The sequence below is a fragment of the Streptomyces cylindrosporus genome (assembly GCF_022698165.1).
In the GTDB taxonomy this organism is placed as follows: domain Bacteria; phylum Actinomycetota; class Actinomycetes; order Streptomycetales; family Streptomycetaceae; genus Streptomyces; species Streptomyces cylindrosporus.
On sequence record NZ_JALDAY010000007.1, the window covers coordinates 182,353 to 208,614 of the forward strand.

A 26,262-nucleotide genomic window follows, 5' to 3' on the forward strand; every position below is an offset into this window, starting at 1 on the left:
CCGTAGACGAGGGAGTCTCCCGATGACCATCGCCTCCAGCAGCCCTCCTTCGCGTCTGCCGCTGCGCGGCGCGGAAGGGGCTGGGACCACACCGAGGACGGGGCGGGCCAGGGCCCGCGAGCGCGGAGGCGACGGACGGCTCGCCGCGGTGTTCGTCGCCCCGGCGCTGCTGGGCTTCACGGTCTTCCTGCTCTGGCCGACGCTGCGCGGGATCTACCTGAGCTTCACCCGCTTCAACCTGCTCACCCCGGCCGAGTGGGTGGGCCTCGACAACTACGTGCGGATGGTCCACGACCCCATCTTCTGGGACTCGTTGAAGGTCACCGTCGAGTACGTGGTCATCAACATCGGCGTCCAGACGGTGTCGGCGCTCGCCATCGCCGTGCTGCTGCAGCGGCTGACCCAGTCGGCCGTGCTGCGCGGGATCGTGCTGACGCCGTATCTGATGTCCAACGTCGTCGCGGGTCTGGTGTGGCTGTGGATCCTGGACAACCAGCTCGGCATCGGCAACGAGATCATCGCCGGGCTCGGCTTCGACCGCATCCCGTTCCTCGCCGACGAGACCTGGGCGATCCCCACGATCGCCCTGATCAACGTGTGGCGGCACGTCGGCTACACCGCGCTCCTGCTCTTCGCCGGGCTGCAGGCCATCCCGAACGACGTGTACGAGGCAGCGAAGGTGGACGGCGCGGGCGAGTGGCGGATGTTCTGGCGGATCACCATGCCGCTGCTGCGGCCGGTCCTCGCGGTCGTTCTGATCATGACGGTGATCGGCTCGTTCCAGGTGTTCGACACGGTCGCGGTGACGACCGCGGGCGGTCCCGCGAACGCGACCAACGTGCTCCAGTACTACATCTACGGCGCCGCGTTCGGCCGCTTCCAGTTCGGCTACGCCTCGGCGATGTCCGTGGCCCTGCTCGTCGTGCTCAGCGCGATCACCGTCCTGCAGTACCGGATCACCCGGGCCGGCCAGAGCGACCTCGGCTGACGGGAGAGGAGACCGACATGGCTGCCGTGACCACTACGACGACCACACGGATACGGCCCCTCGGGCGCCGGCCGTCCCTCGGCCGGATCGCGGCCTGGGCGGTGATGGCCGCGATCGTGCTCGTCACCCTGCTGCCGTTCTACTGGATCCTGCGCACCGCGCTGTCCACCAACCCCGGGCTCGCCGCCCACCCCGGCGATCCGCTGCCGGTCGACCCGAGCATGGGTGGTTTCGAGCGGGCGCTCGGCCTCCAGTCGACCAAGGAGGCGATCGCACAGGGCGGTGCGGGCGGCGGACTGAAGTTCTGGCGCTATCTGCTCAACTCGGTGATCGTCTCGACGCTGATCACCGGCTGCCAGATCTTCTTCTCCGCGATGGCCGCGTACGCCTTCGCCCGCCTGCGCTGGCGCGGCCGGGACAAGGTGTTCGGCCTGTTCCTCGCCGGACTGATGGTGCCGACGATCTTCACGCTGCTGCCGAACTTCGTGCTCATCAAGCAACTCGGCCTGGTGGACAACCTGTTGGGGATCGCCCTGCCGACGATGTTCATGACACCGTTCGCGGTGTTCTTCCTGCGCCAGTTCTTCATGAACATCCCGAGCGAGGTCGAGGAGGCCGCCCTGCTCGACGGCGCGGGGAAGGTGCGGATCTTCTTCCGGGTGCTGCTGCCGATGGCGTCCACGCCGATCATGACGCTCGCGGTCCTGACGTACATCACGGCCTGGAACGACTACTTCTGGCCGCTGATGGTCTCCTACAGCGACAGCTCCCGTGTCCTGACCGTGGCCCTGGCGATCTTCCGGGCGCAGACCCCGCAGACCGGCACCGACTGGTCGGGCCTGATGGCGGCCACGCTCATCGCGGCCCTGCCGATGCTCGTGCTGTTCGGGTTCTTCGCGCGCCGCATCGTCGGCTCCATCAGCTTCACCGGCATCAAGTAAGGGGACGGACATGCGAGTTGGGATGCGTACGGTCGTGGCACTGACCGGAGCGCTGGCGCTGTCCCTGGTGAGCGGCTGCGCCAAGGGCGGCGGGGCCGGATCCTCCTCCGGCACGGTGACGTACTGGCTGTGGGACGCCAACCAGCTGCCCGCCTACCAGGCGTGCGCCAAGGGCTTCGAGAAGGAGAACCCCGGACTGCACGTGAAGATCACCCAGTTGGGCTGGGACGACTACTGGACCAAGCTGACCGCGAGCTTCATCGCCGGCACCGAGCCGGACGTGTTCACCGACCACATCCAGAAGTTCGGCCAGTTCGCCGACCTGAAGGTGCTGGAGCCGCTGGACGACCTGGGCATCGATCCGGCCGCCTACCAGAAGGGCCTCGCCGACAACTGGATCGGCCAGGACGGCCACCGCTACGGCGCCCCGAAGGACTGGGACACCGTCGCCCTCTTCTACAACCAGAAGGCGGCCAAGGACGCGGGACTCACCGCCGAACAGCTCAACAGCCTGTCCTGGAACCCCGAGGACGGCGGCACCTTCGAGAAGGCCATCGCGCACCTGACCGTCGACCGCAACGGCAGGCGCGGCGACGAACCGGGCTTCGACAAGAACCACGTGAAGGTCTACGGCCTGGCCAGCAACGGCGCCGGGGACGGCGACGGCCAGACCCAGTGGAGCAACTTCGCCGCCTCCGCGGGCTGGACCTACACCGACAAGAAGCGCTGGGGCAGCAAGTACCGGTACGACAGCAAGACCTTCCAGTCGGTGATCAAGTGGTACTTCGGGCTGGCGAAGAAGGGCTACATGGCGCCCTTCACCGCCTACAACTCCCAGTCCAGCCCGGGCAACGCCCAGGTCGCCGCGGGCACGGCGGCCGCCACCTTCGACGGCGCCTGGATGATCTCGACGTACGCCGGGTTCAAGGGAGTGAAGATCGCCACCGCCCTCACCCCCGAGGGCCCCACCGGCAAGCGCGCCACGATGATGAACGGGCTCGCCGACTCGGTGACCAAGAACGCCCGCAACAAGGCGGGCGCGTTGAAGTGGGTCAAGTACCTGTCCTCGGACGAGTGCCAGAAGACGGTGGGCGGTTACGGCATCGTCTTCCCGGCCACACCGGCCGGGACGAAGGCCGCGGTGGCCGCGTACGAGAAGAAGGGCCTCGACGTCTCGGCCTTCACGAAGCCGGTCGCCGACAAGAAGGACTTCACGACCTTCTCCTATCCGATCACCAACTACGCGGCCGACGTGTACGCGTTGATGCACCCGGCCATGCAGGACATATACGGCAACGGCAAGTCGGTGACGAGCCTGAACCGGACCAACAGCCAGATCAACCTGATTCTCGACCAGTGACTCGACCATTGAAGGGCACGCCTTACATGACGTTCTCGATCGGTATCGTCGGCGCAGGCCAGTTCTCCGGCCAGTTCGCCACCCTTTTCCAGGCCCATCCCGGCGTCAGCGACATCTACGTCACCGATCTGCTGCCCGAACGCGCCGAGCAGCTCGTCGCCGCGCAGGGGCTGGCGGGCACCTTCCCCTCGTACGAGGCGATGCTGGAGTCGAAGGCGGTCGACGCGGTCGCCGTCTTCACCCAGCGCTGGACCCACGGCCCGCTGGTGCTGGCGGGCCTGAACGCCGGCAAACACGTGTACTCCGCGGTCCCCATGGCGATCACCACGGAGGAGATCGCGGCGATCATCGACGCGGTCAAGGCGACCGGGCTGACGTACATGATGGGCGAGACCAGCCAGTACAACCCGGCGACCGTGCACGCCCGCAACCAGATCGCCGAGGGCGCCTTCGGGCGGCTCTTCTACGCCGAGGGCGACTACGTCCACGACATGGATCTCGGGTTCTACGAGGCGTACCAGTACAGCGGTGGCGAGAACTGGAAGCAGACGGCCAGCTATCCCCCGCTGCTCTACCCCACCCACTCGGTGGGCGGGGTGCTCGGCGCCTGGCAGACGCACGCGGTGAGCGTGTCGGCGATCGGTGTCGTCGACGACCGCGGCGACGGCGTCTTCGACAAGGACGTCAGCCAGTTCGGCAACGACTTCTCCAACGCGACCGCGCTGTTCGAGGTGGCGGGCGGCGGCTCGTTCCGCACCAACGAGTTCCGGCGGGTCGGCTACCCCTCCCACATCCGCGAGTCCCGCTTCCGGTTCTTCGGCACGGAGGCGAGCATGGAGCAGCTCGCGACCGTGGCCCTGTGGCAGGACAAGAAGGGCGTCAAGGACATCAGCGAGCTCCTCGAACCCAAGCCGACCATGTCCCCGGACGACCCCTCGCTCCAGCACATCGCCCCTGACCTGCGGGCCGCCTTCACCTCCGGTTCGGCGCCGGTGCACGACCGCTCACGGCTGCCGCGGGTGTTCGACAACCTGCACAACGGCCACGAGGGCAGCCACCACTTCCTGGTCGACGACTTCGTGACCGCCGTCAACACACGGTCGCTGCCCTCGGTGAACGCGTGGGTGGCGGCCCGCTACACCCTGCCGGGCATCATCGCCCACGACTCGGCCCGGCAGGGCGGGGCACGGCTGGAGATCCCGGACTTCGGGGACGCGCCGCAGTAACGGCACGTCCGGGCCGGGCACCTGGGATCAGGTGCCCGGCTTCCGCCCGTACACGAACACGTCGTCGCCCTTCTTCAGGAGCGACCAGTACTTCTTGGCGTCCTTGGTGGTCATGTTGACGCAGCCGTGGGAGCCCGGCGGGTTCCACATGCTGAGGTTGACCGAGTGGAAGGCCTGGCCGCCGTCGAAGAACTGGCTGTAGGGCATCGGCACGTTGTAGATGTTCGAGACGTGGTCGATGTCCCGCCAGTAGATCTTCTTCAGGCCGGTGCGGGTGACGTACCCCTTGCGGCCGGTGCGGACCGGGACCGGGCCGTAGACGAGGGTGTTGCCGTCCTGGATCCAGCTGAGCTGGAGGGTCAGGTTGACGCAGGCGATGCGGCCCTTGTTGGTCGGGCACTTGCCGTCCTTATTCGGGTTGTGCCCGACGGCCTTCTGCTTGTTCATCAGGTCCATCACGCCCCAGGTGACGGAACCCGCGTAGCCGATGTTCGGCGTGATGCCGTGCTTGGTCTGGAAGGCCTTGATGGCTTTGCAGTCGCTCGCGGACTGCTTGCCGTCGACCGGCAGGCCGAGGAATTTCTCCACCTGCTTCTGGTACGGCCCGGTCGACGTCGTACAGCCCGTGGACGCCTGGGCGGACCCGGTGCTCAGTGCGAGAGTGAGTGGTGCCACCAGTCCGGTGATCCCCAGTACGACGGCTCCCCGTCTGCGTATGTCCCCCATGGCCGGCCTTGCCTTTCGCGCTCGATGACGGTCCCTTGTGCGATCTCTCCCACCTAGACCGGTGTCGGGCGTGATCGGTTGTAGCGCCCTGCACGCTAAGACGAAACGGTGACAATCGCAGTGCGGCAGGTCACACGTTCACCCGGTGTACCGGACCCTCGCGAGGAACCCGGAGTTCACCGCCGTCAGGCCGCCGTCGACCGTCAGCGCGGTGCCGGTGATCCAGGCCGCGTCGCGGGAGGCGAGGAAGGCGACGGCGGCGGCGATGTCCTCGGGCTCGCCGACCCGGCCGAGGGGGTAGAGGGGGCGCAGCGCGTCGAGTTCGTCGTCGCGTCCCTCCCAGGCGGAGGTGCGGACCGTGCCGGGTACGACGAGGTTGACGCGGACGCCGCGCGGTCCGGCGTGTCCGGCCAGGGTGCGGGTCAGGGAGAGCAGACCGGCCTTCGCCGCGCTGTAGGCCTGGTTGCCGAAGTTCTGCAGGGCGTTGACGGAGCCGATGCTCACGACGGCGCCGCGGCCGGAGGCGGCCAGGTGCGGGAGGGCCGCGCGGCAGCAGCGGTAGGTGCCGGTGAGCGTGATGTCGAGGTCGCGGTCCCAGGCCTCGTCCGTGCCGTCCTCGAACAGCGGGGTGTCGGGCGTGCAGGAGGCGGCGCTGTTGACCAGGACGTCCAGCGCGCCGAAGGCGTCGACGGCGTGCGCGACGACCGCCTCGACCTGCGCGCGGTCCGCCACGTCACAGCCCGACGCCCGGGCGGCGAGGCCCAGTTCGCGCAGCGCGGCCGCGGTCTTCTCGACCTCGGACGCGTCGGCGTCGGTCAGCAGGACACGCGCGCCCTCCTCGGCGAGCCGCCGGGCGACGGCGGCGCCGATGCCGCGGGCCGCGCCGGTGACGAGAACCCCGTACCCCTCGAAGCGCTTTGAGTCAGCCATGAGCCGAAGCTACTCCCGGAATGATCTACCGGGCAGATAGCGTGCGCCCATGTCGGCGTTCATACAGCAGCTTCCCGCGCTGATCGGTGTCGTGATCGGTGCGCTCGGTTCGTACTTCGCGGTGGTGCGCAGCGACCGCGCCCGGTTCCACCGCGAGCAGGCGGCCCGTTGGGAGGAGCGGCGGCTGGCCGTGTACATCGACTACGCGCGGACGCTGAAGAAGACGATCACTCTGGCGTGCCGGGTGGCGTCCCACTTCGGCAACGACCCCCATCCGCATCCGCTCACCCCCGAGGAGGCCGCACCGCAGCTGGCCGCGGCGACCCTCGCGCGGGACCCGGACGGGGAGGCGCTGCTGCTGATGGGGAGCCCGGAGGTGGTGGAGAAGGCGCGGGTCTGGGTCACGGTGGTGCTGGAGATGGAACAGTTCCTGCGTGACGGGACGCGCGATCCGGCGGCCTGGCAGGGGCTGCTGGAACGGCACCGGGGTGGACGGGACGGCTACTACGCCGCCGTACGGGAGGATCTGGCTCTGCCACCGGGCCTCACGGTGCGGTGGCAGCTGCCGTCGGTGGGGCCCTCCTGACTCAGCGATAACCGGTCGTGTCCGCCGGCTTCCCCGCGTCCTGCACCTCCACCAGGTACCGCCAGGCGTCCGGGCGGCTGCCGTCGAGGTCGGTGAAGCCGTAGGTGAGGGCCAGGCCGCCGCTGGAGAGGGACTCGCCGTTCCAGCGGGACACGTCCGGGTCGGCGGCGAGGGCGGTGACGGCGCGGCCGACGTAGCGCGGGGTCTCGGAGATGGCGAAGTGGGGGACGCGGTCGAGGGCTTCGCGCCAGGTGTCCTCGCGGACGCCGAAGTGGTCGAGCATGATCTCCGAGCGCAGCCAGCCCGGCGTCAGCCCGACGGCGGTGGCCCCGCGCGGGCCGAGCTCATGGCCGAGGGCGAAGGCCATGCGCAGCACGGACGTCTTGGCGAGGTCGTAGAAGAAGGAGACCCGGTAGTTGTCGCGGTTGTATTCGGCGGTGCCGTCGGTGACCTCGACGACCAGGCCGCCGGGCCGGCGCAGCAGCAGGGGCAGGGCGTGGTGGCTGGTGATGGCGTGCGTCTCGACGGCGAGCCGCAGCAGCCGCAGGCCCTTGTCGAGGTCGTGCTCCCAGACCGGGGTGTCCCATGCGAAGAGGTTCTCACCGCCCCAGATGTCGTTGACCAGGACGTCGAGGCGGCCCTGCTCGTCGGAGATGCGGTCGACGAGGGCACGGACCCGGTCCGGGTCGAGATGGTCGGTGGGTACGGCGATGCCGTGGCCGCCGGCCTCGGTGACCAGGTCGGCGGTGTCCTCGATGGTCTCGGGGCGGTCGTACTCGGAGCGCTGGGCGCGGGTGCTGCGTCCGGTGACGTAGACCGTGGCGCCGGCCGCGCCGAGTTCGACCGCGATCCCCCGCCCGGCGCCCCGGGTCGCCCCGGCGACCAGCGCCACCTTGCCTTCGAGTGCTGCCGACATGTCCGGCCTCCCGTTTCCCCTGCGACTGCTGTCACCGTCGAGGGTGCCGGGGAAACCGGACATCTCCTGTCGTGTTTTACCGAGGGCCTCGAACGGTCACCCGGCCGGGCGCAGCCTCGCCTCCAGCGCGGCGCGGTCCGCGAGGAACCAGATGTGGCCGCCCTGGTTGGTCTCGTGGACGAAGTCGCGCAGGGCCGCGCTCTCGGCGAGGTGCCGGGAGATGTCGCCGACGACGGCGAGGCGCTGCCGGTAGTTCACGAACTTCTGCATGACCGCGCCCGCGACCCCCGACCGCAGTTCGAAGAACTCCTCGGCCACCCGCTCCACGGGCACCACGACCAACTCGGCATCGTGGCCCATTGCGTCGCCGATGAGATCGAGCGCGGCCTGTTCTCCGTCGAGCGGCGGGCCGTCAGGGTCGCAGACCAGGGCTCGGGTGTCGTGGACGGTCACGAGAGTGTTGGTGGTCATGACCGTGATCGTATGGCGCGGCCGGGATGGGTGGGCCGGCCGCGCTCCTCCGGCCGGGGTCAGTGGCCTCGGGCGATCCATTCCTCCAGGTGCGGGGCCTCGGCGCCGATCGTGGTCGACTCGCCGTGGCCGGTGAGGACCTTGGTGTCGGGTGGGAGGGCGAGCAGGCGGTCGCGGATCGAGTCGATGATCGTCGGGAAGTGGGAGAAGGAGCGGCCGGTGGCGCCCGGGCCGCCCTGGAAGAGTGTGTCGCCCGTGAAGACCGCGCCGAGGGCGGGGTCGTAGAGGCAGACCGCGCCGGGCGCGTGGCCCGGGGTGTGGATCACCGTGAGGTCGGCGCCTGCGGCCTCGATGACCTGGCCGTCGACCAGATGGGCGTCGGGGTCGCGGTCGGGGTAGGTCTGCTTCCACAGCGGCAGGTCGTCGGGGTGCAGCCAGATGGTGGCGCCGGTGCGGTCGGCCAGCTCCGGCGCGGCGTCGATGTGATCGTTGTGCGCGTGGGTGCACACGATGGCCTTGAGGCGGCGGTCGCCGACCGCTTCGAGGATGGCGTCGGCGTCGTGGGCGGCGTCGATCACGATGGCCTCGTGGTCGTCACCGACGATCCACACGTTGTTCTCGACGTCCCAGGTGCCGCCGTCGAGGCTGAACTGCCCCGAGGTGACGAGGTGTTCGATACGAGCGGTCATCACAGCACCACCACCGAGCGGAGGACGTCACCGTGGTGCATCCGCTCGAAGGCCTTCTCCACATCGGTCAGTTCGATCGTCTCGGTCACGAACTTGTCGAGGGGAAGCCGGCCCTGCAGATGCAGGTCGATGAGCATGGGGAAGTCACGGGAGGGCAGGCAGTCGCCGTACCAGGAGGACTTGAGCGACCCACCACGGCCGAACACGTCCAGCAGCGGCAGTTCGAGCTTCATCTCCGGGGTGGGCACACCGACCAGGACGACGGTTCCGGCGAGGTCGCGTGCGTAGAAGGCCTGCTTGTACGTCTCGGGGCGGCCGACCGCCTCGATGACGACGTCGGCGCCGAAGCCGCCGGTCAGCTCCTGGATCGCGGCGACGGGGTCGGACTCGCGGGAGTTGACGGTGTGGGTGGCGCCCATGGAGCGGGCGGTCTCCAGCTTGCGGTCGTCGATGTCCACGGCGATGATCTTCGCCGCGCCCGCCAGGTTCGCCCCGGCGATCGCCGCGTCGCCGACGCCACCGCAGCCGATGACCGCCACACTGTCGCCGCGGCCGACGTTGCCGGTGTTGATCGCCGCGCCGATGCCGGCCATCACACCGCAGCCGAGCAGCCCCGCCACCGCCGGTGCCACGCTCGGGTCGACCTTGGTGCACTGCCCGGCCGCGACCAGCGTCTTCTCGGCGAAGGCTCCGATGCCGAGCGCCGGGGACAGCTCGGTCCCGTCGGTGAGGGTCATCTTCTGCTCGGCGTTGTGGGTGTTGAAGCAGTACCACGGGCGTCCCCGCAGACAGGCCCGGCAATTGCCGCACACCGCACGCCAGTTGAGGATCACGAAGTCGCCGGGCGCGACATCGGTGACGCCCTCGCCGACCGACTCCACGACGCCCGCGGCCTCGTGCCCGAGCAGGAACGGGAACTCGTCGTTGATGCCGCCCTGCTTGTAGTGCAGGTCGGTGTGACAGACCCCGCAGGCCTGCACCTGTACGACCGCTTCCCCGGGGCCGGGGTCCGGCACGACGATCGTCTCCACCCGCACCGGCTCGTCCTTGCCCGGTGCGATCACGCCGCGTACTTCCTGCGCCATGGTGTTGAACCCTTTCGTCGGCCACTGTCCGTGTCTTTCGACCCTACGGGTGACTGATCGGTAACGACATCGCCGCCCCTGTCTCCGCCGACGACCTTCTGGGGACAGGGGTTCATTCTGATTCGGGAAGAAATCATTAAGGATGATTCACCTTTCAGCAGCTCCACTGGAAAGTGGAAATCTCTTTGCCCGGTCCGGATGTGTGCCTGGTTCTTGACCATGCCGGTTCTCCGTATTTTGGTGCGCGAATTATTCCATCGAAGTGGAGAGCGATATTTCCGGAAACCAAATGGCCGATTCCGTCCTCGATGCCGAGGACCAGGATCTGCTGCGGGCCTCGGCCGATTTCGGGCACATCGTCGGGTCGCGTCCGCTCGGCGTGCTGACGGCGCGTTCCGTGGGCGCCGTGCAGGGACTCGTCGCCTTCGCAGGGCCGCGCGGAATCGCGGTGACCGCGCGCGGCGGCGGCCAGGCAGTGTACGGGCAGGGGCAGGCGGACGGCGGCTATGTCGTCGACATGACGGGACTCGACGAGGTGCGCTGCGTGCCGGAGGACCGGCTGCTGGTCGCCGGGGCCGGGGCGCTGTGGAGTGACGTGGTACGGGCCTCCCTCGCCGCCGGTCTCGCGCCGCCGGTGGTGCCCGACCATCTCGGCGCAAGCGTCGGCGGGGTGCTGAGCACCGGCGGTTTCGGCGGCTCCAGTCACCGGTTCGGACTTGTCGCGGACTGGGTGCGGGAGTTGGAGGTCGTCACCGGCACCGGTGAGCGGCTGGTCTGCTCGCAGCAGGAGCACCCGGACCTGTTCCGCGCGGTGCCTGCGGGGCTCGGCCAGTGCGCGCTCGTCGTCCGGGCCACGCTGCAACTGCTGCCCGCTCCGGCCCGGGTGCGCCGCTACCGCCTCCACCACCGCACGCCCGGCACGTTCTTCACGGACCAGCGCCGGCTGGCCCGCGACGCCCGCTTCAGCCATGTCGCCGGCCAGGCGCGCCCCGCGCCGGGCGGCGACTGGCACTACATCATCGAGGCGGTGGCCCCGCACAACGGCCAACTCCCGCCCGAGGACGGCCTGTTCATCGGCGATCTCGACCACGACCCGGACACCGAGGAGATCGAGGACCTCTCCTACGCGGAGTACCTGCACCGCCTCGACCGCGACGAGCGGCTGCTGCGGGCGAGCGGCGAGTGGCAGCGCCCGCACCCGTGGCTGACGCTGCTGCTCCCGGAGGAGGCGGCCACCTCGTTCGTGCCGTCCGTGCTGTCCGAGGACGCCCAACAGGCGCTGCGCGTCTGCGGCTCTGTCCAGCTGCGCCCCCTCACAGGCAGCACGCTGCACACGCCGCTGCTGCGCAGGCCCGCCGGCGAACGGCTCTGCCTGCTCTCCCTGATGCGCACGGCACCACCCGACCGGCCGGACGTCGTACGGCAGTTGGTGGCCGCCAACCGCGCGCTCCACACCCGCGCCAGGGCCGTCGGCGGAGTCCTGTACCCGGGCGGCGCGCTCCCGATGACACCGGCCGACTGGCGAACGCACTTCGGCCCCGACTGGGACGAACTCGTACGCGCCAAGGCCCTGTACGACACCCACCGCATCCTCACCCGGGGGTACGGGCTGTGGCCCTGACCTCCGTGACCGTGCCGTACCGCGGCCGGCACCGCGGTCTCTGCCCGGGGCGTACGCGGCCTCGGTGGCGCGGAATCGTTCGTGGTCGCGGGCGGGCGCCGACGTAGCCTGAATGCTCACCCGCCTGCCGAAGGAGCGCCGTGAGCATCGCAGAGACCGAGACCGGCCCGCCCGCCTGGCGGCTGCTCCTCGGCTACGTACGACCGCACCGGTGGCCCCTGCTCACGGGCGCCCTCCTCTCGCTGGTCACGGGCGCGACCGGGCTGCTGCTGCCGCTGGTGGCCAAGGGCCTGATCGACGACCTCTCGCACGACCGGGCCATCACCGGCGCGCTGCTCGCCATGTCGGCGCTGGTCGTCGCCAACGCGGCCCTGGGCGCGCTGGGTTCGTACGTGCTGCGCCGTACCGCCGAGTCGGTCGTCCTCGGCGCGCGGCGCGCCCTGTCCTCGTATCTGCTGCGTCTGCGGATCCCGGCGGTCGACCGCAGCGAGCCGGGCGATCTGATGGCCCGCATCACCTCCGACACCACCCTCCTGCGCGAGGTCACCACGGACTCACTGGTGGGCCTGGGCACCGGCGGGCTCACGCTGGTCGCGACGATCGTGATGATGGGTCTGGTCGACCCGGTGCTGCTCGGGGTCACCCTCGCCGTCATCCTGGGCGCGGGCACGGTGCTCGGGGTGATCGTGCCGCGCATCAACCGGGCCAGCAGACGGGCCCAGGACGCGGTCGGCGTGATGGGCGCCTCGCTGGAGCGCATCCTCGGCGCGCTGCGCACGGTCAAGGCGTCCGGGGCCGAGCACCGCGAGGAGCGGACGCTGCACGAGGCGGCCGAGGAGTCGTGGCGGCAGAGCGTGCGGGCCGCCAAGTGGTCGGCGGCCGCGGGCAACACGGCCGGGCTCGCCATGCAGATCGCGTTCATCACGGTGCTGGCGGTGGGCGGCGCGCGGGTCGCGACCGGCGCCATCCAGGTCGGCACGCTGGTCGCGTTCCTGCTGTACGTCTTCTATCTGATGTCGCCGATCCAGAGCGTGGTCGGCGCGATCACGCAGTACCAGACGGGTGCCGCCGCCCTGGCCCGCATCCAGGAGGCGCTGAACCTGCCCTCCGAGCCGGCCTCCCGCCCCGCACCGCTCCCCTCCCCCGGCGCGCAGCCGGCCGAACTCGCCTTCGAGGAGGTCCGCTTCCGCTACGCCGACGATCTCCCCTACGTCCATCACGGCGTGACGTTCGCCGTCCCGGCCCGCGGCATGACGGCCTTCGTCGGACCCTCCGGCGCGGGCAAGACGACGGTCTTCTCGCTCATCGAGCGGTTCTACGACCCCGAGTCCGGGACCATCACCCTGGACGGACGCGCCCTGCGGGACTGGGAGTTGCCCCAGCTCCGCTCGGCGATCGGTTACGTCGAGCAGGACGCGCCGGTGCTGTCGGGTTCGCTGCGGGACAACCTGCTGCTGGGCAACCCGGAGGCCGGCGAGGACACCGTCACCCGCGTGCTCAAGACGACCCGTCTCGACGGTCTGGTCGCCCGGCTGCCCAAGGGCCTGGAGACCCTCGTGGGGCACCGCGGCACCAAGCTCTCCGGTGGCGAGCGCCAACGGGTCGCCATCGCCCGCGCGTTGCTGCGCAGGCCCCGGCTACTGCTGCTCGACGAGGCCACGTCGCAGCTGGACGCGGTGAACGAGGCCGCGCTGCGGGACACGGTCGCCGACGTCGCCCGTACGACGACCGTGCTCGTCGTCGCGCACCGGCTGTCGACGGTGACGATGGCGGACCGGATCGTGGTGATGGACGCGGGGCGGGTGCGGGCGGTGGGCACGCACCGGGAACTGGTCGCCGCGGATCCGTTGTACGCGGAGCTGGCCGCCACGCAGTTCCTCGCGACGGCCGGCTGACGAACGGTGGGTGGAGGGGGCCGGACTAGAAGGGGTAGTGGGCGTGCTGGGTGGCGATGGTCACCCAGCGGGTGTTGGAGAACGCCTCGATGCCCCAGCGGCCGCCGAACCGCCCGTAGCCGGAGGCCTTCGCGCCGCCGAAGGGGGCCTGCGGCTCGTCGGCCACCGACTGGTCGTTGACATGCACGATGCCGGTGCGGACACGGCGGGCGACGGCGAGCCCGTGGGTGGCGTTCTCGGTGATGATGCCGCAGGTCAGCCCGTTGTCGGTGTCATTGGCGACGGCCACCGCGCCGGCGTCGTCGGCGAAGGTGTCGACCACGCAGAGCGGTCCGAAGGCCTCGGCGTAGTACAGGTCGGCGTCCTTCGGCACACCGGTCAGCACGGTGGCGGGATGCACGGCACCCTCCGGCGCACCGCCCCCGACCAGGACCTTCGCCCCCTTGCCGACGGCGTCCCGGACCAGTCCGGCCACCCGCTCGGCCGCCGAGGCGCTCACCAGCGGCCCGACCACCGTGTGCGGGTCGGACGGGTCGCCCGCCCGCAGCGACGCCACCTTCGCCGCGAACTTCCCGGCGAACTCCTCGGCCAGCGACTCGTGTACGAGGATCCGGTCGCCGGACATGCAGATCTGTCCGGCGTTCATGAACACGCTGAAGGCGGCAGCGTCGACCGCGTAGTCCACGTCGGCGTCATCGAGCACGATCACCGCGTTCTTGCCGCCCAACTCCAGTACGGCGGGCTTGAGATGACGGGCCGCCAGCTCGCCGACGATTCGGCCGACACCGGTGGACCCGGTGAAGTTCACCCCGCGCACCCGCTCGTCCGCGATCAGCGCCTCGGCGACCTGGGCCGCGTCCTCGCGGGCGTTGGTGACCACGTTGAGCACACCGTCCGGCAGCCCGGCCTCCCGCAGGACGTCCGCGATCAGCAGACCGCAGGCGATCGGCGCGTCCTCGCTCGGCTTGACGACCACGGTGTTGCCCGCGGCCAGCGGCGCCGCCACCGCCCGGACACCGAGGATGACCGGCGCGTTCCACGGCGCGAACGCGGCGACCACGCCCAGCGGTTCACGCACCGCGAGTCCGAGGGCGCCGGTCTCCTGGGCGCTGAGCACCTCGCCGCGCGGCGCGGTCACCGCGGCGGCCGCCTCGCGCAGGATGTTCGCCGCGAGGGCCACGTTGAAGTGGGCCCACGGCCGGGTGCCGCCGACCTCCCGGGCCATCAGCTCGGCGACCTGCTCACCTCGGGCGTCCAGCAGGTCGGCCGCCTTCAGGAAGATCGCGCGCCGGGCGAACGGGGTCGACGCCGCCCACTCCTCGAACGCCGCGTCGGCCGCGTCCACCGCCCGCCGCACGTCCTCCGGCCCCGCGGCGGGCACCGTCGCGTACACCTCGCCCGTGTACGGATCGAGGTCGTCCGTGGTCCGGCCGGAGGCCGCCGGGACGTCCTTGCCGCCGATGAACAGTTCACGGGTGATGGGCATCGTCCGCACCTTTGCGTTCGCCGTGTGAAATTTCATTCACCTTTCGATCTGCATGCTCCGAGCAGGTCGCGGCAAAGTCAAGGGCCGCCCGTCCCCGGGCGGCCCTCGATGGAGACGTGCGCTGGGGCGCGGCCTATTCGAAGGCGCCGAGCAGCCCGTACGCGGGGGCGGCCATGTCGGTCACCTGGTGCAGCTGGTTGAGGTCGTTGAGCCGGTTCAGCTGCTGCAGCTGCGCGGACGGCCGCGGGATCTGCGCCTTGCGCTCCTCGGGCATGTCGCTCACGGTCAGCGAGTCGAGGGTGGCGATCGGGTTGATCTGGCCCTCGTTCGGGGCGACCGTGGCCGCGTTCGCCATCGGGGCCGCCAGACCGGTGATGCCCGCTGCGAGGCCAACGGCGGCGACGATACGTCGTGTTGAGATCATGCTTTCAGCAACGGCGGCCGGCGCCCGGCGGTCACGGGCGGGCCGCGCCGCTCACCCGTCAGGCGCAGCACGCCGCTGCGCTTGCCGAGCCTGCCGGGGCGGAGGAGTCTCGAAGGAGAGGCCCTTCGCGGCCCGCTCCTCGCCGGGTCGCGGCCCTCGAAGGAGGTCAACCATGGGCACCGCGGCAAGCACCGCCTTCAGCGCCGATACGCTGCGCAAGGGCGTCGAAGGACACACGGCGACGGATCTTCTGTCGCTCTACGCGGACGACGCGCAAGTGCGCATCGTGGACCGCAACACCCAGCCCAGCCAACCCAGGGTCCTGCGCGGCCGCGCCGAGATCGGCGCGCTGTTCGAGGACATATACAGCCGTGACATGACGCACAAGGTCGACCAGTGCATCATCCAGGGCGACCACGCCGCCTACAGCCAGTCGTGCCAGTACGCGGACGGGACCCGGGTCCTGGCCGAGTCGATGATCACGCTGCGCGACGGGAAGATCGCCGAGGAAATCCTGATCCAGGCATGGGACGAGCAGTAGGGAGAACTCCGAGGGTCCAGGTCTCCACCCGGCTGACCTGGACCTTCACTGCCCGCCTCGGCCGGCCTCGGCAGCCGCGACCAGCTTCCGCAGCAGGTCGGCGAGCGTCTGTTGCTCTGCTGCGCTCAGTGCTGAGAGCAGCGCGACCTCGCCGGCTTCCTCCGTCGCCGCATGCTGCTCGAAGGCGGCACTTCCCGCTTCGGTGAGCCGGACCCGCACACGCCGCCGGTCGGCGGTCTCGTGCGTACGGCTGATCAGCCCCGCCTCCTCCAACGGCCCCAGCCGCGCGGACAGCGCGCCCCGGGTCAGCCCCAGCCGCTCGGCGAGCAGCGAGGGGCTCGCGGTGTACGGCGGGCCGAGCCGCCGCAGGGTGAGCAGGACCTTGTACTGCCAGCGCCGCAGTCCGTCGGAGTCCAGGGCCTCCCGCCGGGCCTGTGCCGCGTGCCGGGCCAGGAACGCCAGCCGGACGAAGATCGCCTCCTTGACGGGGTCCATCCAGGCCAGTTCCTTCTGCCACTCCTCGACGTGCCGGTCGGCCGAGTCCTCCATCGTCTGTCTCCCGCAGTGGTTTTCTTGTGGATGGTTTTCCGCAGAACTACCTTCTCCCGTCATGACGAACACGACGAGTGCTTTGCGCACATCCGTGGATCTCGACGAACTGATCTCCGCCGCACGGGAGTTGTCCCTCGCGGCCCGCTGGCCCCGCGCCCTCGGACTGCTGGACTCGACCGCCGTCGCCGAGCCGGCGGACCGCGCGCGGGTCGCGCTGGCCGCGGTCGAAGTCGCCCTGGAGAGCGACTGGTTCGCGGGCACCGACCTCACCCCGGGCCGTGTCGAGGCCGCGGCCGGCCTGCTGCCCGAGGACGACTGGGACCTCGGCTTCGCCCGGCTGCGGCACACCTACTACGGGCTGCTCCGCGTCGACGGCACCGTGCGCTTCGGCCCCGACGGCAAGGATCCCGAGGCCTTGGCCGCGGTCCGGCGGGAGGCGTACGCGCTGCGGGACCGCGCCCGGGACGCGGTGCGCGGCGGCTGGGCCTCGATGTACCTGGGCCTGATCACCGACAACCACTTCGGCGAGGGCGACGCCGCGGCCGCCCACTACACGGCCGCGCTGGAGGCCGGCGAGTCGGGCGCCGATCCCCTGCTGGCCCGGGAGGCCCTGCGTCATCTCGGCGGCCACGACCACGACACCGGCGACCGGGACCGCGCCCTGGAACGCTGGCGCCGGGCCCCCACGCTGGGCGCGGGTGCGGGCAACGTCCCGGGCACCCTCTCCCAGCAGCTGCTGCTGGCGATGCTGGCCCGCGACACCGGCGACGAGCCCGGGGCCCGGGCCCTCGCGACCGAGGTCGCCCGCTGGGCCGCGGCCATCGGCGCCGACCGTCTCCACGCACAGGCGACCGGCTTCCTCGCGGGGGTCGATCCGATGGGCTCGCCGAAGGAGGGCGAGAGCGTCGGTTAGGCTCGTGGCGGGCCGTGACTGGCGCTGAGGTGGAGTACCACCGGGGAGCGGTCCCGCAGAGTCGATGCCGTGCGCCTGGGCGATCCGGTCACCACCAGCCCAGGAGTGGATCATGCCCCAGGCCCGTCTCATGGACGGCACCGTGCTCGCCCGGCGCATCGTCGAGGCCACCGCGAAGAAGGCGGCCGACCTCACCGACCGCACCGGCACGGCGCCCTGTCTCGCGACCGTGCTGGTCGGCGAGGACCCCGCCTCCGTCACCTACGTCCGCATGAAGCAGAACCGCTGCCGCAAGGCCGGCATCGAGTCCCGCCACGTGGCCCTGCCCGCGGCCACGACCACCGCACAACTCGTCGCCACCCTGCGCGAGTTGTCGGACGACCCCACCGTGCACGGCATCCTGCTCCAGCACCCGATGGGCGAGCACATCGACGAGCGGGCCGCGTTCGAGGCGATCGCGCCCGAGAAGGACGTCGACGGCGTCACCTTCGCCTCGTTCGCGACGATGAGCTTCGGCCTGCCGGGCTTCGTGTCGTGCACTCCCGGCGGCATCGTGCGGCTGCTCGACGAGTACGCCGTCGACCCGGCCGGGAAGCGGGCGGTGGTCGTCGGCCGCAGCGCCATCCTCGGCAAGCCGGCCGGGATGCTGCTGCTCGCCCGCGACGCCACGGTGACCTACTGCCACTCGCGCACCCGGGACCTGTCGTCGGTGGTGCGGGAGGCGGACATCGTGGTCGCCGCGGTCGGCCGGCCCCGCCTGATCCGCGGCGAGGACATCAAGCCTGGCGCGGTCGTGATCGACGCCGGCTACAACCCGGGCAACGTCGGCGACGTCGACTTCGACTCGGCCGTGGAGCGGGCGAGCCTGATCACGCCGGTGCCGGGCGGCGTCGGTCCGATGACGATCGCCACACTGCTGGAGCAGACCGTGGACGCCGCCGCCCGGCAGCTCGGGGTGTGATCAGCGCATCCAGGCGCTGTAGTCCATGACGTCGCCGGCCCGCACGCCGTACTCGGGATCGGCCTTCGTGAACGTGGTCTCCAGGCCGAGCACGGCACCGGTCGCCGGGTCCATGATCAGCATCCGGCGGGTACCGGACCCCTCGTACACATACGCCTGCCCGCGCCTGCCGAGCCGGTCGGTCACCTGGCCGACCGGCCGCAGCCCTTCGGCGCCGGCCAGCAGCCGGGCGAGCGTCGCGGACTCGCGGGCGCCGAGGGTCCAGTGGTCGAGCAACACGTCGACGGCGTCGAGGAGTTCACCGGTGTCCGGCGCGGTCCGGAGGGACGCCGCCTCCTCAAGGTAGGCGCGCAGTCGGGCCACGTCGTGCGGCGGCGGGGACTCGGGCGGCGCGTCGCTCCAGCTCGGCGGGTAGGTCTGCCGGCTGATGACGTGGCCGTCCTCGACCAGGTGGGGATCGCCGCCGTCGTCGCGCAGGACCGGCCGGCCCGGGTGCCGCGGATCGGTGGCCACCACGAGCTCGGTGTGGCTGCCGTCCGCCTTCCAGCGCACGACCCGCTCCTCCGGGAGGGTGACCGGCGGTTCGTCGTCGCTCATGCCCATGCTCCAGGACTGCACATGCGTGCCCTTGCGCAGCTCCGGCACCCCGCCGTCCGCGGCAGCCGCGGCCCGCTCCGCCAGAACCTTCAGGGGTACGGGGGTGGAGTCGGCCCGCACGACCAGCGGGCGGGGTGCGGCCACCGCGGGCGGCGTGCCGGGACCGCTGACGACGAGGGCCAGGGTGACGGCGGTGACGACGGCCGCGGCGACGAGACCCCAGGCGAGCCGTGCGCGGTGACCGGCGGCCGTGCGGCGCAGCCAGGTCCGCCGAGCGGCGGGCCGCCGGCCCAACAGTTCTGCGAGGCGCCGTTCGGCGTTGTGGTCCAGGGGCCCGTCGCCGTAGTGCGGGCCGTCGACCGGCATCGGGTCGGCGCGGCGCAGGAGTTCGAGTTCGTCAGCCATGGTGGTGCTCCTTCGTGGCTGTCGCACCGGTCGTCGGGGTGGGGCGCAGGCGGTCGATCTCGGCTCTCAGCCGGCGCCGCGCCCGGTGCAGCCGCATCGCCGCGGCCCGCCTGCCGCAGCCGAGCGCGACGGCGACCTCGTCGACGCCGAGTTCCTCCCAGGCCGTCAGGCGCAGCACCTCCTGGTCGGCCTCGGAGAGCCGGGCCAGCGCCTCGTGCACCCAGGCGCCGGGCGCCTCGGTGTCGGGGCCCACCACGACCTGCCGGCCGTGCGCGGTCTCGTCGTTGCCCAGCCGGTCCATCAGCCGGCGCCGCCGTCCGTATCCGCGCACCGCGTTGGCCAGGCAGTTGCGTGCCACGCCGTAAAGCCAGGGCAGCGGGGCTCCCGGCAGGTCGGCCCGGCGGCGCCAGGCGACCGTGAACACCTCCGCCACCACTTCCTCCACCTCGCTGGTCCGCCCGTCCAGTCGCCGCGCGACATAGCGGCTGACCGCCCAGTAGTGCTCGCGATAGGCAGCGGCGAAGATCTCGTCGTTGCTCATGTCCCGTTCATGTCCGGCACCTTCCGGATCGTCACACCCTTCTGCGTGACGCTCGTCGCACCGGTCGAGTGTGACCGCCTCGACCGGTCCGGACACAGGCGGGGCATGAGGAACCTCAAGTGGCTCACGACCACGGACCACAAGACGATCGGAACGCTGTATCTGGTCACGGCGTTCTCGTTCTTCTGCCTCGGTGGCGTGATGGCCCTGTTCATGCGTGCCGAACTGGCCCGCCCTGGCCTGCAGATCATGTCGAACGAGCAGTTCAACCAGGCGTTCACGATGCACGGCACGATCATGCTGCTGATGTTCGCGACGCCGCTGTTCGCGGGTTTCGCGAACTGGATCATGCCGCTCCAGATCGGCGCGCCGGACGTGGCGTTCCCGCGGCTGAACATGCTGGCGTACTGGCTCTACCTGCTCGGCTCCACCATCGCGGTCGGCGGCTTCCTCACCCCGCAGGGTGCGGCCGACTTCGGCTGGTTCGCGTACGCCCCGCTGTCGGACGCGATCCGCTCGCCGGGCGTCGGCGCCGACATGTGGATCATGGGTCTGGCCTTCTCCGGCTTCGGCACCATCCTCGGTGCGGTCAACTTCATCACCACGATCATCTGCATGCGCGCGCCGGGCATGACCATGTTCCGCATGCCGATCTTCGTGTGGAACGTCCTGCTCACGGCGGTGCTCGTCCTGCTCGCCTTCCCGGTTCTGGCGGCGGCGCTGTTCGCCCTGGAGGCGGACCGCAAGTTCGGGGCGCACGTCTTCGACGCGGCCAACGGCGGAGCGCTGCTGTGGCAACACCTCTTCTGGTTCTTCGGCCACCCCGAGGTGTACATCATCGCCCTGCCGTTCTTCGGCATCATCAGCGAGGTCGTCCCGGTCTTCTCGCGCAAACCGATGTTCGGCTACATGGGCCTGATCGGCGCGACCATCGCGATCGCCGGCCTCTCGGTGACGGTGTGGGCGCACCACATGTACGTCACCGGTGGCGTCCTGCTCCCCTTCTTCTCCTTCATGACCTTCCTGATCGCGGTGCCGACCGGGGTGAAGTTCTTCAACTGGATCGGCACGATGTGGCGGGGCTCGCTGTCGTTCGAGACGCCCATGCTGTGGGCCACGGGCTTCCTGGTGACGTTCGTCTTCGGCGGCCTGACCGGTGTGATGCTCGCGTCCCCGCCGGTCGACTTCCACGTCTCGGACTCGTACTTCGTGGTCGCGCACTTCCACTACGTCGTCTTCGGCACGGTCGTCTTCGCGATGTTCTCCGGATTCCACTTCTGGTGGCCCAAGTTCACCGGCAGGATGCTGGACGAACGCCTCGGCAAGATCACTTTCTGGACGCTGTTCGTCGGCTTCCACGGCACGTTCCTGGTCCAGCACTGGCTGGGCGCCCAGGGCATGCAGCGCCGGATCCCCGACTATCTGGCGGCCGAAGGGTTCACCACGCTCAACACGGTCTCGACGCTCTTCTCGTTCCTGCTGGGATCGTCCCTGCTCCCCTTCTTCTACAACGTCTGGAAGACGGCCAGGTACGGCGAACGGGTCGAGGCCGACGACCCCTGGGGCTACGGCCGCTCCCTGGAATGGGCGACATCCTGCCCACCCCCGCGCCACAACTTCACCACCCTCCCCCGCATCCGCAGCGAGTCCCCGGCCTTCGACCTCCACCACCCCGAACCCGCCTCGGCTGAAAGGGAGTTGACGTCGCTGTGACCGCCATGGACGAACACCCCGTCGACACGGAGGCCTTCCTCAACGACATCGAGGGCCATCTGCTCCTCGCCTCGGCCCGCGACGAGAGCCGGGCGGCCGCCCACCGTTTCACCGCCCCGCTCGACTGGCTCACGGAGGGTCAGCGGGCCGAGGTGGAGCGCCGTTTCCAGGCGGAGTACCTCGCACTCGCCCGCGCCTCCTGGGAGCACACCGCCACGCGGGGCCGGGAACTGCGCGCCGAGTACGAGGCGACGTACCGAAGACTCCGTGAGCGGACGCTGGCGCTCGGCCTGCTGGGACTGGCCATTTGCGTGGCCGTGGGAGTGGTGGTCCTGCCGCTGCGGTAGCACGCACCTCGCGGTGTTCGGCCCGCCCGGGACCCGGGCGGGCCGAACCGAGAGTGCTAGTTCAGGGTCCACTTCTGGTTGGTCTGGCCGTTGCAGGTCCACAGGTCGAGGAGCGTGCCGTTGGCCGTGCCGTTGTTGTACGCGTCCAGGCAGAGCCCGGCGTTGACGTTGGTGATCGTGCCGTCGCTGTTGACGTTCCACTTCTGGTTGTTCTGGCCGTTGCAGTCCCAGATCACGACCTTGGTGCCGTTGGTCGTGCCCTGGTTGTAGGCGTCCAGGCACTTGTTGCCGTACACCACGAGCTCCTTGCGGGACGTGTACGTCCACGCCTGGTTCTGGCCGCCGTTGCAGTCCCACAGCTCGGCCTGGGTGCCGTTGGTGATGGTGTTGTTGTAGACGTCCAGGCAGCGGCTCGACTGGCTGCCGACGACCTGGTTGCCGTTGGCGCCGGCCAGCGGGCGGACCGTGATGTCGGCGAGGGTCGGCGCGCCCGAGAAGGTCAGCGTGTTCGAGGAGCCCTTGGCCAGGCCGACCATCACCGAGATCGTGCCCTGCGAGGAGCCGGTCGGCGGGAAGGAGACGGTCGTCGTGCCCTGGCCGTTGACCTTGAGGGTGGCGGTGCGGGCGGCGGACGTGTTGTTGGTGTAGGCGACGTCGACGACCTTCACACCGGTGTTGCCGGCCACCACGCCGGAGAAGCTCGACGTGCCCGTGTAGGTGCTGCTCGACGCCTCCGTGCCGCCGGTGACGGAGAGCATCACCGAGCCGCCCGCCGGGACGCTCGTGGTGTAACTCGTGCCGTAGGAGCCGATGTTGGCACGGGCCCACAGGTCACGGACGGTCGCGGAGGCGTTCGTCAGGCCCAGGTCCGACCAGCGCACGGTGATGTTCTGCGCGGAGGAGGTGCGGTTGAGCAGGACGACGGCGCGGTTGCCGCTGCCGGACAGGACCTTGCCGTAGACCTGAAGCCCGGTCGTGTCCTCGGCGACCTTGACGCCCTGCAGTCCACGGGCGTCCTGGTCCACGGCGACGACCTCGGGGTTCTTGAGGATGTCGGCGGTCTCCGTCGTCATCGTGGCGAGGTTGTTGCCCGCGAGGAGGGGTGCGCCGGAGATCGCCCACAGGTTCATGTGGGTGCGGTTCTGGGCGGCGGTGAAGCCGTCCATGCCGACCATCAGCATGTCCGGGTCGTTGTAGTAGCCGGTGTGCTGCGCCAGGGGGTGCAGGGTCTGGTCGAAGTTGGAGAGCAGATTCGTCATCGACGGCGAGTTGCCGTAGTAGATGATGTCGGTGCTGGTCCGCCACATCGGGGCCTGGCCCGGCGCCCAGTTCCAGGGGTTCTGCTTGCCCCAGTTGCAGATCGAGAGGGTGAGCGGACGGCCGGTGGCGGCCGTCGCCTTCGCGACCGAGTCGCTGATCGACTGGTACGTCGTCGCCGCGTCCAGCCCCTCCACGTCACCGCCGCACCAGTCGACCTTCACGAAGTCGAAGCCCCATTCGGAGAACTGGAGCATGTCCTGGTCGTAGTGGCCCTCGCTGCCGGTGTTGGCGGCGGCGGGGCGGCCGGTCGGGTAGTAGTAGCCGCAGCCGTTCTTGCCGGCGTCGGTGTAGATGCCGGCCTTGAGGCCCTTGCTGTGGATGTAGTCGGCGATGGCGCTCATGCCGCCCGGCCACTCGGACTCGTCGACGGTGATGTTTCCGTCGCTGTCCCGGGTGCCCTGCCACCAGCCCTCGTCGATGTTGATGTACTTGTAGCCGGCCGCCGGCAGGCCCGCGGCCACGAACGCGTCGACCTGCTGCTTGATGACGCTGTAGTCGATCTTGGCGGCGAAGCTGTTCCAGGAGGCCCAGCCCATCGGGGCGGTGGGCACGGCTATCTGACGGCTCGTCGCCGCCTGCGCCGGGCTTGGCGCGGCGAACAGAAGCGCGGCGGCTGCGGTCAGGGCGAGGACCACAAGGCGTACGGCGGTGGCTCTGAGGTGTCGTACGAGACCTCTGCGGGTGGTGCGCGGCGGGGGGTACATGCGGCTCCTTCGGGCGGGGGAACTCCCGGACGGACAAAGGCGGCTGGCGAATTATTCGATATACCGAACAAGGATCGGTGAACCGAACATATCGCGGGCCGAAAGTAGAGCCATCGGGAGAGGGAAGTCAACGGATGTGACAGGGGTGAAGTGGCCTTCGTGGACGGGTCGTTCTCGTCGCGCGGCGCTTTCCGGCGCCATACTGGCCGTCGTGCGCGTAGCGATCATGACGGCGGGCTCGCGGGGCGACGTGGCCCCGTACACCGGACTGGGCCACCGGCTCTCCCGTGCCGGGCACGAGGTCACCCTGGTGACGCATGCCCGGTTCGAACCCCTGGTCGCCGGGTCGGGGGTGCGCTTCCACCCGCTGCCGGTGGACCCGCGGGCCGAGCTGGAGTCCTCGCGCGGGCGCGGACTGCATCGCAGCGGGACCGGCGTGGGCAAGCTGGTGCGGGTGGTCGCGATGGCGCGGGCCCTGGCGGGACGCATGACGGACGACCTGCTGGCGGCCGCCCGCAGGAGCGACATGCTGCTGCTGTCCGGTTCGGTGGGTCCACTGGGCCACACCATCGCCGAGGGCCTGTCGCTGCCCTGTCTGGACGTGCCGCTCCAACCCTTGGCTCCCACAAGGGAGTTCGGCCCGCCGATGCTCGGCGTCCACTCGCTGGGAGCCGCGGGCAACCGGGTCGCCGGGCACGGCGTGGGCCTGGCGGTGGAGCTGGTCTTCGCCGGCGCCCTGCCCGAGCTACGGGAACGTCTCGGGCTGCCCCGCGTACGGACCACGGCGGCCTGGCGGACCCGGGAACGGCGGCGGCGACCGGTCCTGCACGGCTTCAGCCCCCTCGTGGTCCCCCGCCCGTCCGACTGGCGGCCGGGCCTGACGGTGACGGGCTACTGGTGGCCGTACGACGGCGAGGCCCACCTCCCGCCGCGGCTACGGGACTTCCTCGACGCGGGCCCGCCTCCGGTGTACGTCGGCCTGGGCAGCGCGACCGTGCCGGACCCGGCGCGACTGAGCGCGGCCGTCGTACGCGCCCTGCGCCGGGCCGGGCTGCGGGGTGTGATCCAGCGCGGCTGGGCCGACCTGGAGGCCTCCGGCGACGACATGCTCACCATCGACGAGGTCCCGCACTCGGCGCTGTTCCCGCGCATGGCCGCGGTGGTCCACCACGCGGGCGCCGGCACGACGGCGGCGGGACTGCGGGCAGGGGTGCCGGCCGTGCCGGTGCCGATCCAGTTCGACGAGGGCTTCTGGGCGGGCCGCCTGGTGAGTCTCGGCGTGGCCCCACGCGCCCTGCCACTGCGCCGCCTGACGGCCGACGCCCTGGGCGCCGCGCTGATGCGGGCGACCCGCGATCCGGCGTTCGCGCGACGCGCGGCCGAGCTGGGGACGCGGGTTCGGGCGGAGGACGGGGCGGGACCGGTGCTGGAGGCGGTGCGACGGGCGGGGACGTGAAGCCCGTTCAAGGCGCGGCTCCCCGCACACCTTCAGGGCGCCGCCGACGGCAGCGCGCTCCGTCCCGGCTCCCACCCCGCCGGCCGCAGAATCCCCAGCAACTGCCGGACCAGTTCGTCCACCACCTCGTCCAGCGTCGCCTCCACCCACCCCGCGCTCCAGTCGTGGAGCAGGCCGTTGACGCTGCCGATGAAGGCCGTCGCCGCGATGCGGTAGTCGCGGCGGGCCGCCTCGCCGCGGGCCGCGGCCGCCTCGGCCTCCGCGCAGATGAGGTCGACCCAGCGGGCCCGGCGGGCCAGGCGCTGTTCCTCCAGGCGGGGGCTGACGCCGATGATCTCGACGAAGGTGATGCGGATGCGGCGCGGGTCGCCCGTGACGTTCGCCGCGTACGCGCGGAAGATCGCCGTCACCCGTTCGGCGAGCGGGCGGCCCTCCGCCTCGGCGAACGCGGTCAGCACCGCCTCCTCGGCCCAGTCGTTGACCTGGAGGTGCAGCGCGGCGAGCACGTCCTCAAGCGTGCGGAACTCCTCGTAGAACTGACGGGTCGACAACCCCGCCGCCTCGCTGAGCGCGGCGACCGTGGTGGCCCGGTAGCCGGGGTCGGCGCCGAACAGCTCCAGCGCGGCGGCCAGGAACCTGCTGCGCCGCTCGGCCTGCCGCTGAGCGGCGGACTTGCCTCCGTACCGCCCCGTCGGCGCCTTGAGCCTCCCCGTCACGGACCCTCCTTTGTCGCCCGATCCCCAATTTTGTCGTGTACGCAGTCTTGTGGAGAAGGACGCCTCTTCCTTACTTTCCAGTAAGTAAGAATCTGAAGGAGCCTCTTTTCAGATTCTTGCCCAGCCCTTCACGCCGGCCTTCACACCAGCCC

General features: G+C 70.6%; 26 protein-coding genes and 1 riboswitch. Of the genes, 13 read left to right on the plus strand and 13 right to left on the minus strand.

Annotated features, from left to right (window positions below; translation table 11 throughout):
• The first annotated feature begins 22 nt into the window (after positions 1 to 22).
• From MQP27_RS23475 to MQP27_RS23490, 4 genes are read left to right on the plus strand one after another with little or no spacing between them, the layout of a single operon-like run.
• Positions 23 to 988 (plus strand): carbohydrate ABC transporter permease, encoded by a 966-nt coding sequence (locus MQP27_RS23475; RefSeq protein WP_242767314.1) that lies wholly within the window; start codon positions 23 to 25, stop codon positions 986 to 988.
• 17 nt (positions 989 to 1,005) lie between these two features.
• A complete protein-coding gene (locus MQP27_RS23480; RefSeq protein WP_242767315.1) occupies positions 1,006 to 1,929 on the plus strand; it encodes a carbohydrate ABC transporter permease in 924 nt (307 codons plus the stop codon).
• Positions 1,930 to 1,939: 10 nt separating this feature from the next.
• Positions 1,940 to 3,289 carry an ABC transporter substrate-binding protein gene (locus MQP27_RS23485; protein ID WP_242767316.1) on the plus strand — a complete coding sequence of 450 codons (1,350 nt, stop codon included), beginning with the start codon at positions 1,940 to 1,942 and terminating at the stop codon, positions 3,287 to 3,289.
• A 26-nt stretch (positions 3,290 to 3,315) separates the two neighbouring features.
• A complete protein-coding gene (locus tag MQP27_RS23490) occupies positions 3,316 to 4,515 on the plus strand; it encodes a Gfo/Idh/MocA family protein (protein ID WP_242767317.1) in 1,200 nt (399 codons plus the stop codon).
• A gap of 27 nt (positions 4,516 to 4,542) precedes the next feature.
• Here MQP27_RS23490 and MQP27_RS23495 read toward each other — a convergent pair whose 3' ends face one another.
• Together MQP27_RS23495 and MQP27_RS23500 are read right to left on the minus strand one after the other, a co-directional pair.
• The gene (locus MQP27_RS23495) at positions 4,543 to 5,241 is read right to left on the minus strand and encodes a L,D-transpeptidase family protein (protein WP_242767318.1); all 699 of its coding nucleotides are present in this window, start codon (positions 5,239 to 5,241) and stop codon (positions 4,543 to 4,545) included.
• Positions 5,242 to 5,379: 138 nt separating this feature from the next.
• A complete protein-coding gene (locus tag MQP27_RS23500) occupies positions 5,380 to 6,171 on the minus strand; it encodes an SDR family NAD(P)-dependent oxidoreductase (RefSeq protein WP_242767319.1) in 792 nt (263 codons plus the stop codon).
• A 49-nt stretch (positions 6,172 to 6,220) separates the two neighbouring features.
• On the opposite strand from MQP27_RS23500, the gene MQP27_RS23505 reads away from it, so the two are divergent.
• Positions 6,221 to 6,757, plus strand: coding sequence for a hypothetical protein (locus MQP27_RS23505; RefSeq protein ID WP_242767320.1), 537 nt, complete (start codon positions 6,221 to 6,223; stop codon positions 6,755 to 6,757).
• Position 6,758: 1 nt separating this feature from the next.
• Here MQP27_RS23505 and MQP27_RS23510 read toward each other — a convergent pair whose 3' ends face one another.
• From MQP27_RS23510 to MQP27_RS23525, 4 genes are all read right to left on the minus strand, one after another.
• On the minus strand, positions 6,759 to 7,673 hold the full coding sequence (locus MQP27_RS23510) for an SDR family oxidoreductase (RefSeq protein WP_242767321.1): 915 nt from the start codon (positions 7,671 to 7,673) through the stop codon (positions 6,759 to 6,761).
• Between the two features lie 96 nt (positions 7,674 to 7,769).
• The gene (locus MQP27_RS23515; RefSeq protein WP_242767322.1) at positions 7,770 to 8,144 is read right to left on the minus strand and encodes a DUF4180 domain-containing protein; all 375 of its coding nucleotides are present in this window, start codon (positions 8,142 to 8,144) and stop codon (positions 7,770 to 7,772) included.
• A 59-nt stretch (positions 8,145 to 8,203) separates the two neighbouring features.
• Entirely contained in the window at positions 8,204 to 8,833 is a 630-nt protein-coding gene (locus MQP27_RS23520) for an MBL fold metallo-hydrolase (protein ID WP_242767323.1), read from the minus strand.
• Positions 8,833 to 9,918 carry an S-(hydroxymethyl)mycothiol dehydrogenase gene (locus MQP27_RS23525; protein ID WP_242767324.1) on the minus strand — a complete coding sequence of 362 codons (1,086 nt, stop codon included), beginning with the start codon at positions 9,916 to 9,918 and terminating at the stop codon, positions 8,833 to 8,835. Before MQP27_RS23525 ends, MQP27_RS23520 begins: the two co-directional genes overlap by 1 nt.
• Positions 9,919 to 10,207: 289 nt before the next feature.
• On the opposite strand from MQP27_RS23525, the gene MQP27_RS23530 reads away from it, so the two are divergent.
• Both MQP27_RS23530 and MQP27_RS23535 read left to right on the plus strand, forming a co-directional pair.
• Complete coding sequence (locus MQP27_RS23530) at positions 10,208 to 11,539, plus strand: FAD-binding protein (protein WP_242767325.1); 1,332 nt, start codon at positions 10,208 to 10,210, stop codon at positions 11,537 to 11,539.
• Positions 11,540 to 11,679: 140 nt separating this feature from the next.
• Positions 11,680 to 13,434, plus strand: coding sequence for an ABC transporter ATP-binding protein (locus tag MQP27_RS23535; RefSeq protein WP_242767326.1), 1,755 nt, complete (start codon positions 11,680 to 11,682; stop codon positions 13,432 to 13,434).
• Positions 13,435 to 13,459: 25 nt separating this feature from the next.
• Here the strand turns inward: MQP27_RS23535 and MQP27_RS23540 are convergent, their stop codons facing one another.
• Together MQP27_RS23540 and MQP27_RS23545 are read right to left on the minus strand one after the other, a co-directional pair.
• On the minus strand, positions 13,460 to 14,920 hold the full coding sequence (locus MQP27_RS23540; RefSeq protein ID WP_242767327.1) for an aldehyde dehydrogenase family protein: 1,461 nt from the start codon (positions 14,918 to 14,920) through the stop codon (positions 13,460 to 13,462).
• Positions 14,921 to 15,053: 133 nt separating this feature from the next.
• Positions 15,054 to 15,344, minus strand: coding sequence for a hypothetical protein (locus MQP27_RS23545; protein WP_242767328.1), 291 nt, complete (start codon positions 15,342 to 15,344; stop codon positions 15,054 to 15,056).
• 172 nt (positions 15,345 to 15,516) lie between these two features.
• Between MQP27_RS23545 and MQP27_RS23550 the strand changes: the two genes are divergently transcribed.
• Entirely contained in the window at positions 15,517 to 15,885 is a 369-nt protein-coding gene (locus MQP27_RS23550; RefSeq protein WP_242767329.1) for a nuclear transport factor 2 family protein, read from the plus strand.
• Between the two features lie 45 nt (positions 15,886 to 15,930).
• Here MQP27_RS23550 and MQP27_RS23555 read toward each other — a convergent pair whose 3' ends face one another.
• On the minus strand, positions 15,931 to 16,434 hold the full coding sequence (locus tag MQP27_RS23555; RefSeq protein ID WP_242767330.1) for a MarR family winged helix-turn-helix transcriptional regulator: 504 nt from the start codon (positions 16,432 to 16,434) through the stop codon (positions 15,931 to 15,933).
• A gap of 61 nt (positions 16,435 to 16,495) precedes the next feature.
• Between MQP27_RS23555 and MQP27_RS23560 the strand changes: the two genes are divergently transcribed.
• Together MQP27_RS23560 and MQP27_RS23565 are read left to right on the plus strand one after the other, a co-directional pair.
• Positions 16,496 to 17,350 (plus strand): hypothetical protein, encoded by an 855-nt coding sequence (locus MQP27_RS23560; RefSeq protein WP_242767331.1) that lies wholly within the window; start codon positions 16,496 to 16,498, stop codon positions 17,348 to 17,350.
• 4 nt (positions 17,351 to 17,354) lie between these two features.
• Positions 17,355 to 17,438: riboswitch (ZMP/ZTP riboswitch) on the plus strand.
• Between the two features lie 24 nt (positions 17,439 to 17,462).
• Entirely contained in the window at positions 17,463 to 18,311 is an 849-nt protein-coding gene (locus tag MQP27_RS23565; RefSeq protein ID WP_242767332.1) for a bifunctional 5,10-methylenetetrahydrofolate dehydrogenase/5,10-methenyltetrahydrofolate cyclohydrolase, read from the plus strand.
• Here the strand turns inward: MQP27_RS23565 and MQP27_RS23570 are convergent, their stop codons facing one another.
• Positions 18,312 to 19,313 carry a CU044_5270 family protein gene (locus MQP27_RS23570; RefSeq protein WP_242767333.1) on the minus strand — a complete coding sequence of 334 codons (1,002 nt, stop codon included), beginning with the start codon at positions 19,311 to 19,313 and terminating at the stop codon, positions 18,312 to 18,314.
• Entirely contained in the window at positions 19,306 to 19,854 is a 549-nt protein-coding gene (locus tag MQP27_RS23575; protein WP_242767334.1) for an RNA polymerase sigma factor, read from the minus strand. The genes MQP27_RS23570 and MQP27_RS23575 overlap by 8 nt, the downstream gene beginning before the upstream one ends.
• A gap of 105 nt (positions 19,855 to 19,959) precedes the next feature.
• Here MQP27_RS23575 and ctaD point away from each other — a divergent pair, with 105 nt between their 5' ends.
• The gene (gene ctaD / locus MQP27_RS23580; protein WP_242767335.1) at positions 19,960 to 21,567 is read left to right on the plus strand and encodes an aa3-type cytochrome oxidase subunit I; all 1,608 of its coding nucleotides are present in this window, start codon (positions 19,960 to 19,962) and stop codon (positions 21,565 to 21,567) included.
• A gap of 5 nt (positions 21,568 to 21,572) precedes the next feature.
• Positions 21,573 to 21,914 (plus strand): hypothetical protein, encoded by a 342-nt coding sequence (locus MQP27_RS23585; RefSeq protein WP_242767794.1) that lies wholly within the window; start codon positions 21,573 to 21,575, stop codon positions 21,912 to 21,914.
• A gap of 56 nt (positions 21,915 to 21,970) precedes the next feature.
• Here MQP27_RS23585 and MQP27_RS23590 read toward each other — a convergent pair whose 3' ends face one another.
• A complete protein-coding gene (locus MQP27_RS23590; protein WP_242767336.1) occupies positions 21,971 to 23,938 on the minus strand; it encodes an RICIN domain-containing protein in 1,968 nt (655 codons plus the stop codon).
• A 226-nt stretch (positions 23,939 to 24,164) separates the two neighbouring features.
• On the opposite strand from MQP27_RS23590, the gene MQP27_RS23595 reads away from it, so the two are divergent.
• On the plus strand, positions 24,165 to 25,394 hold the full coding sequence (locus tag MQP27_RS23595) for a glycosyltransferase (protein ID WP_242767796.1): 1,230 nt from the start codon (positions 24,165 to 24,167) through the stop codon (positions 25,392 to 25,394).
• 32 nt (positions 25,395 to 25,426) lie between these two features.
• On the opposite strand, the gene MQP27_RS23600 is transcribed toward MQP27_RS23595, so the two are convergent.
• Positions 25,427 to 26,110: a TetR/AcrR family transcriptional regulator gene (locus MQP27_RS23600; protein WP_242767337.1), complete on the minus strand. Its 684-nt coding sequence runs from the start codon at positions 26,108 to 26,110 to the stop codon at positions 25,427 to 25,429.
• Between the last annotated feature and the right edge of the window lie 152 nt (positions 26,111 to 26,262).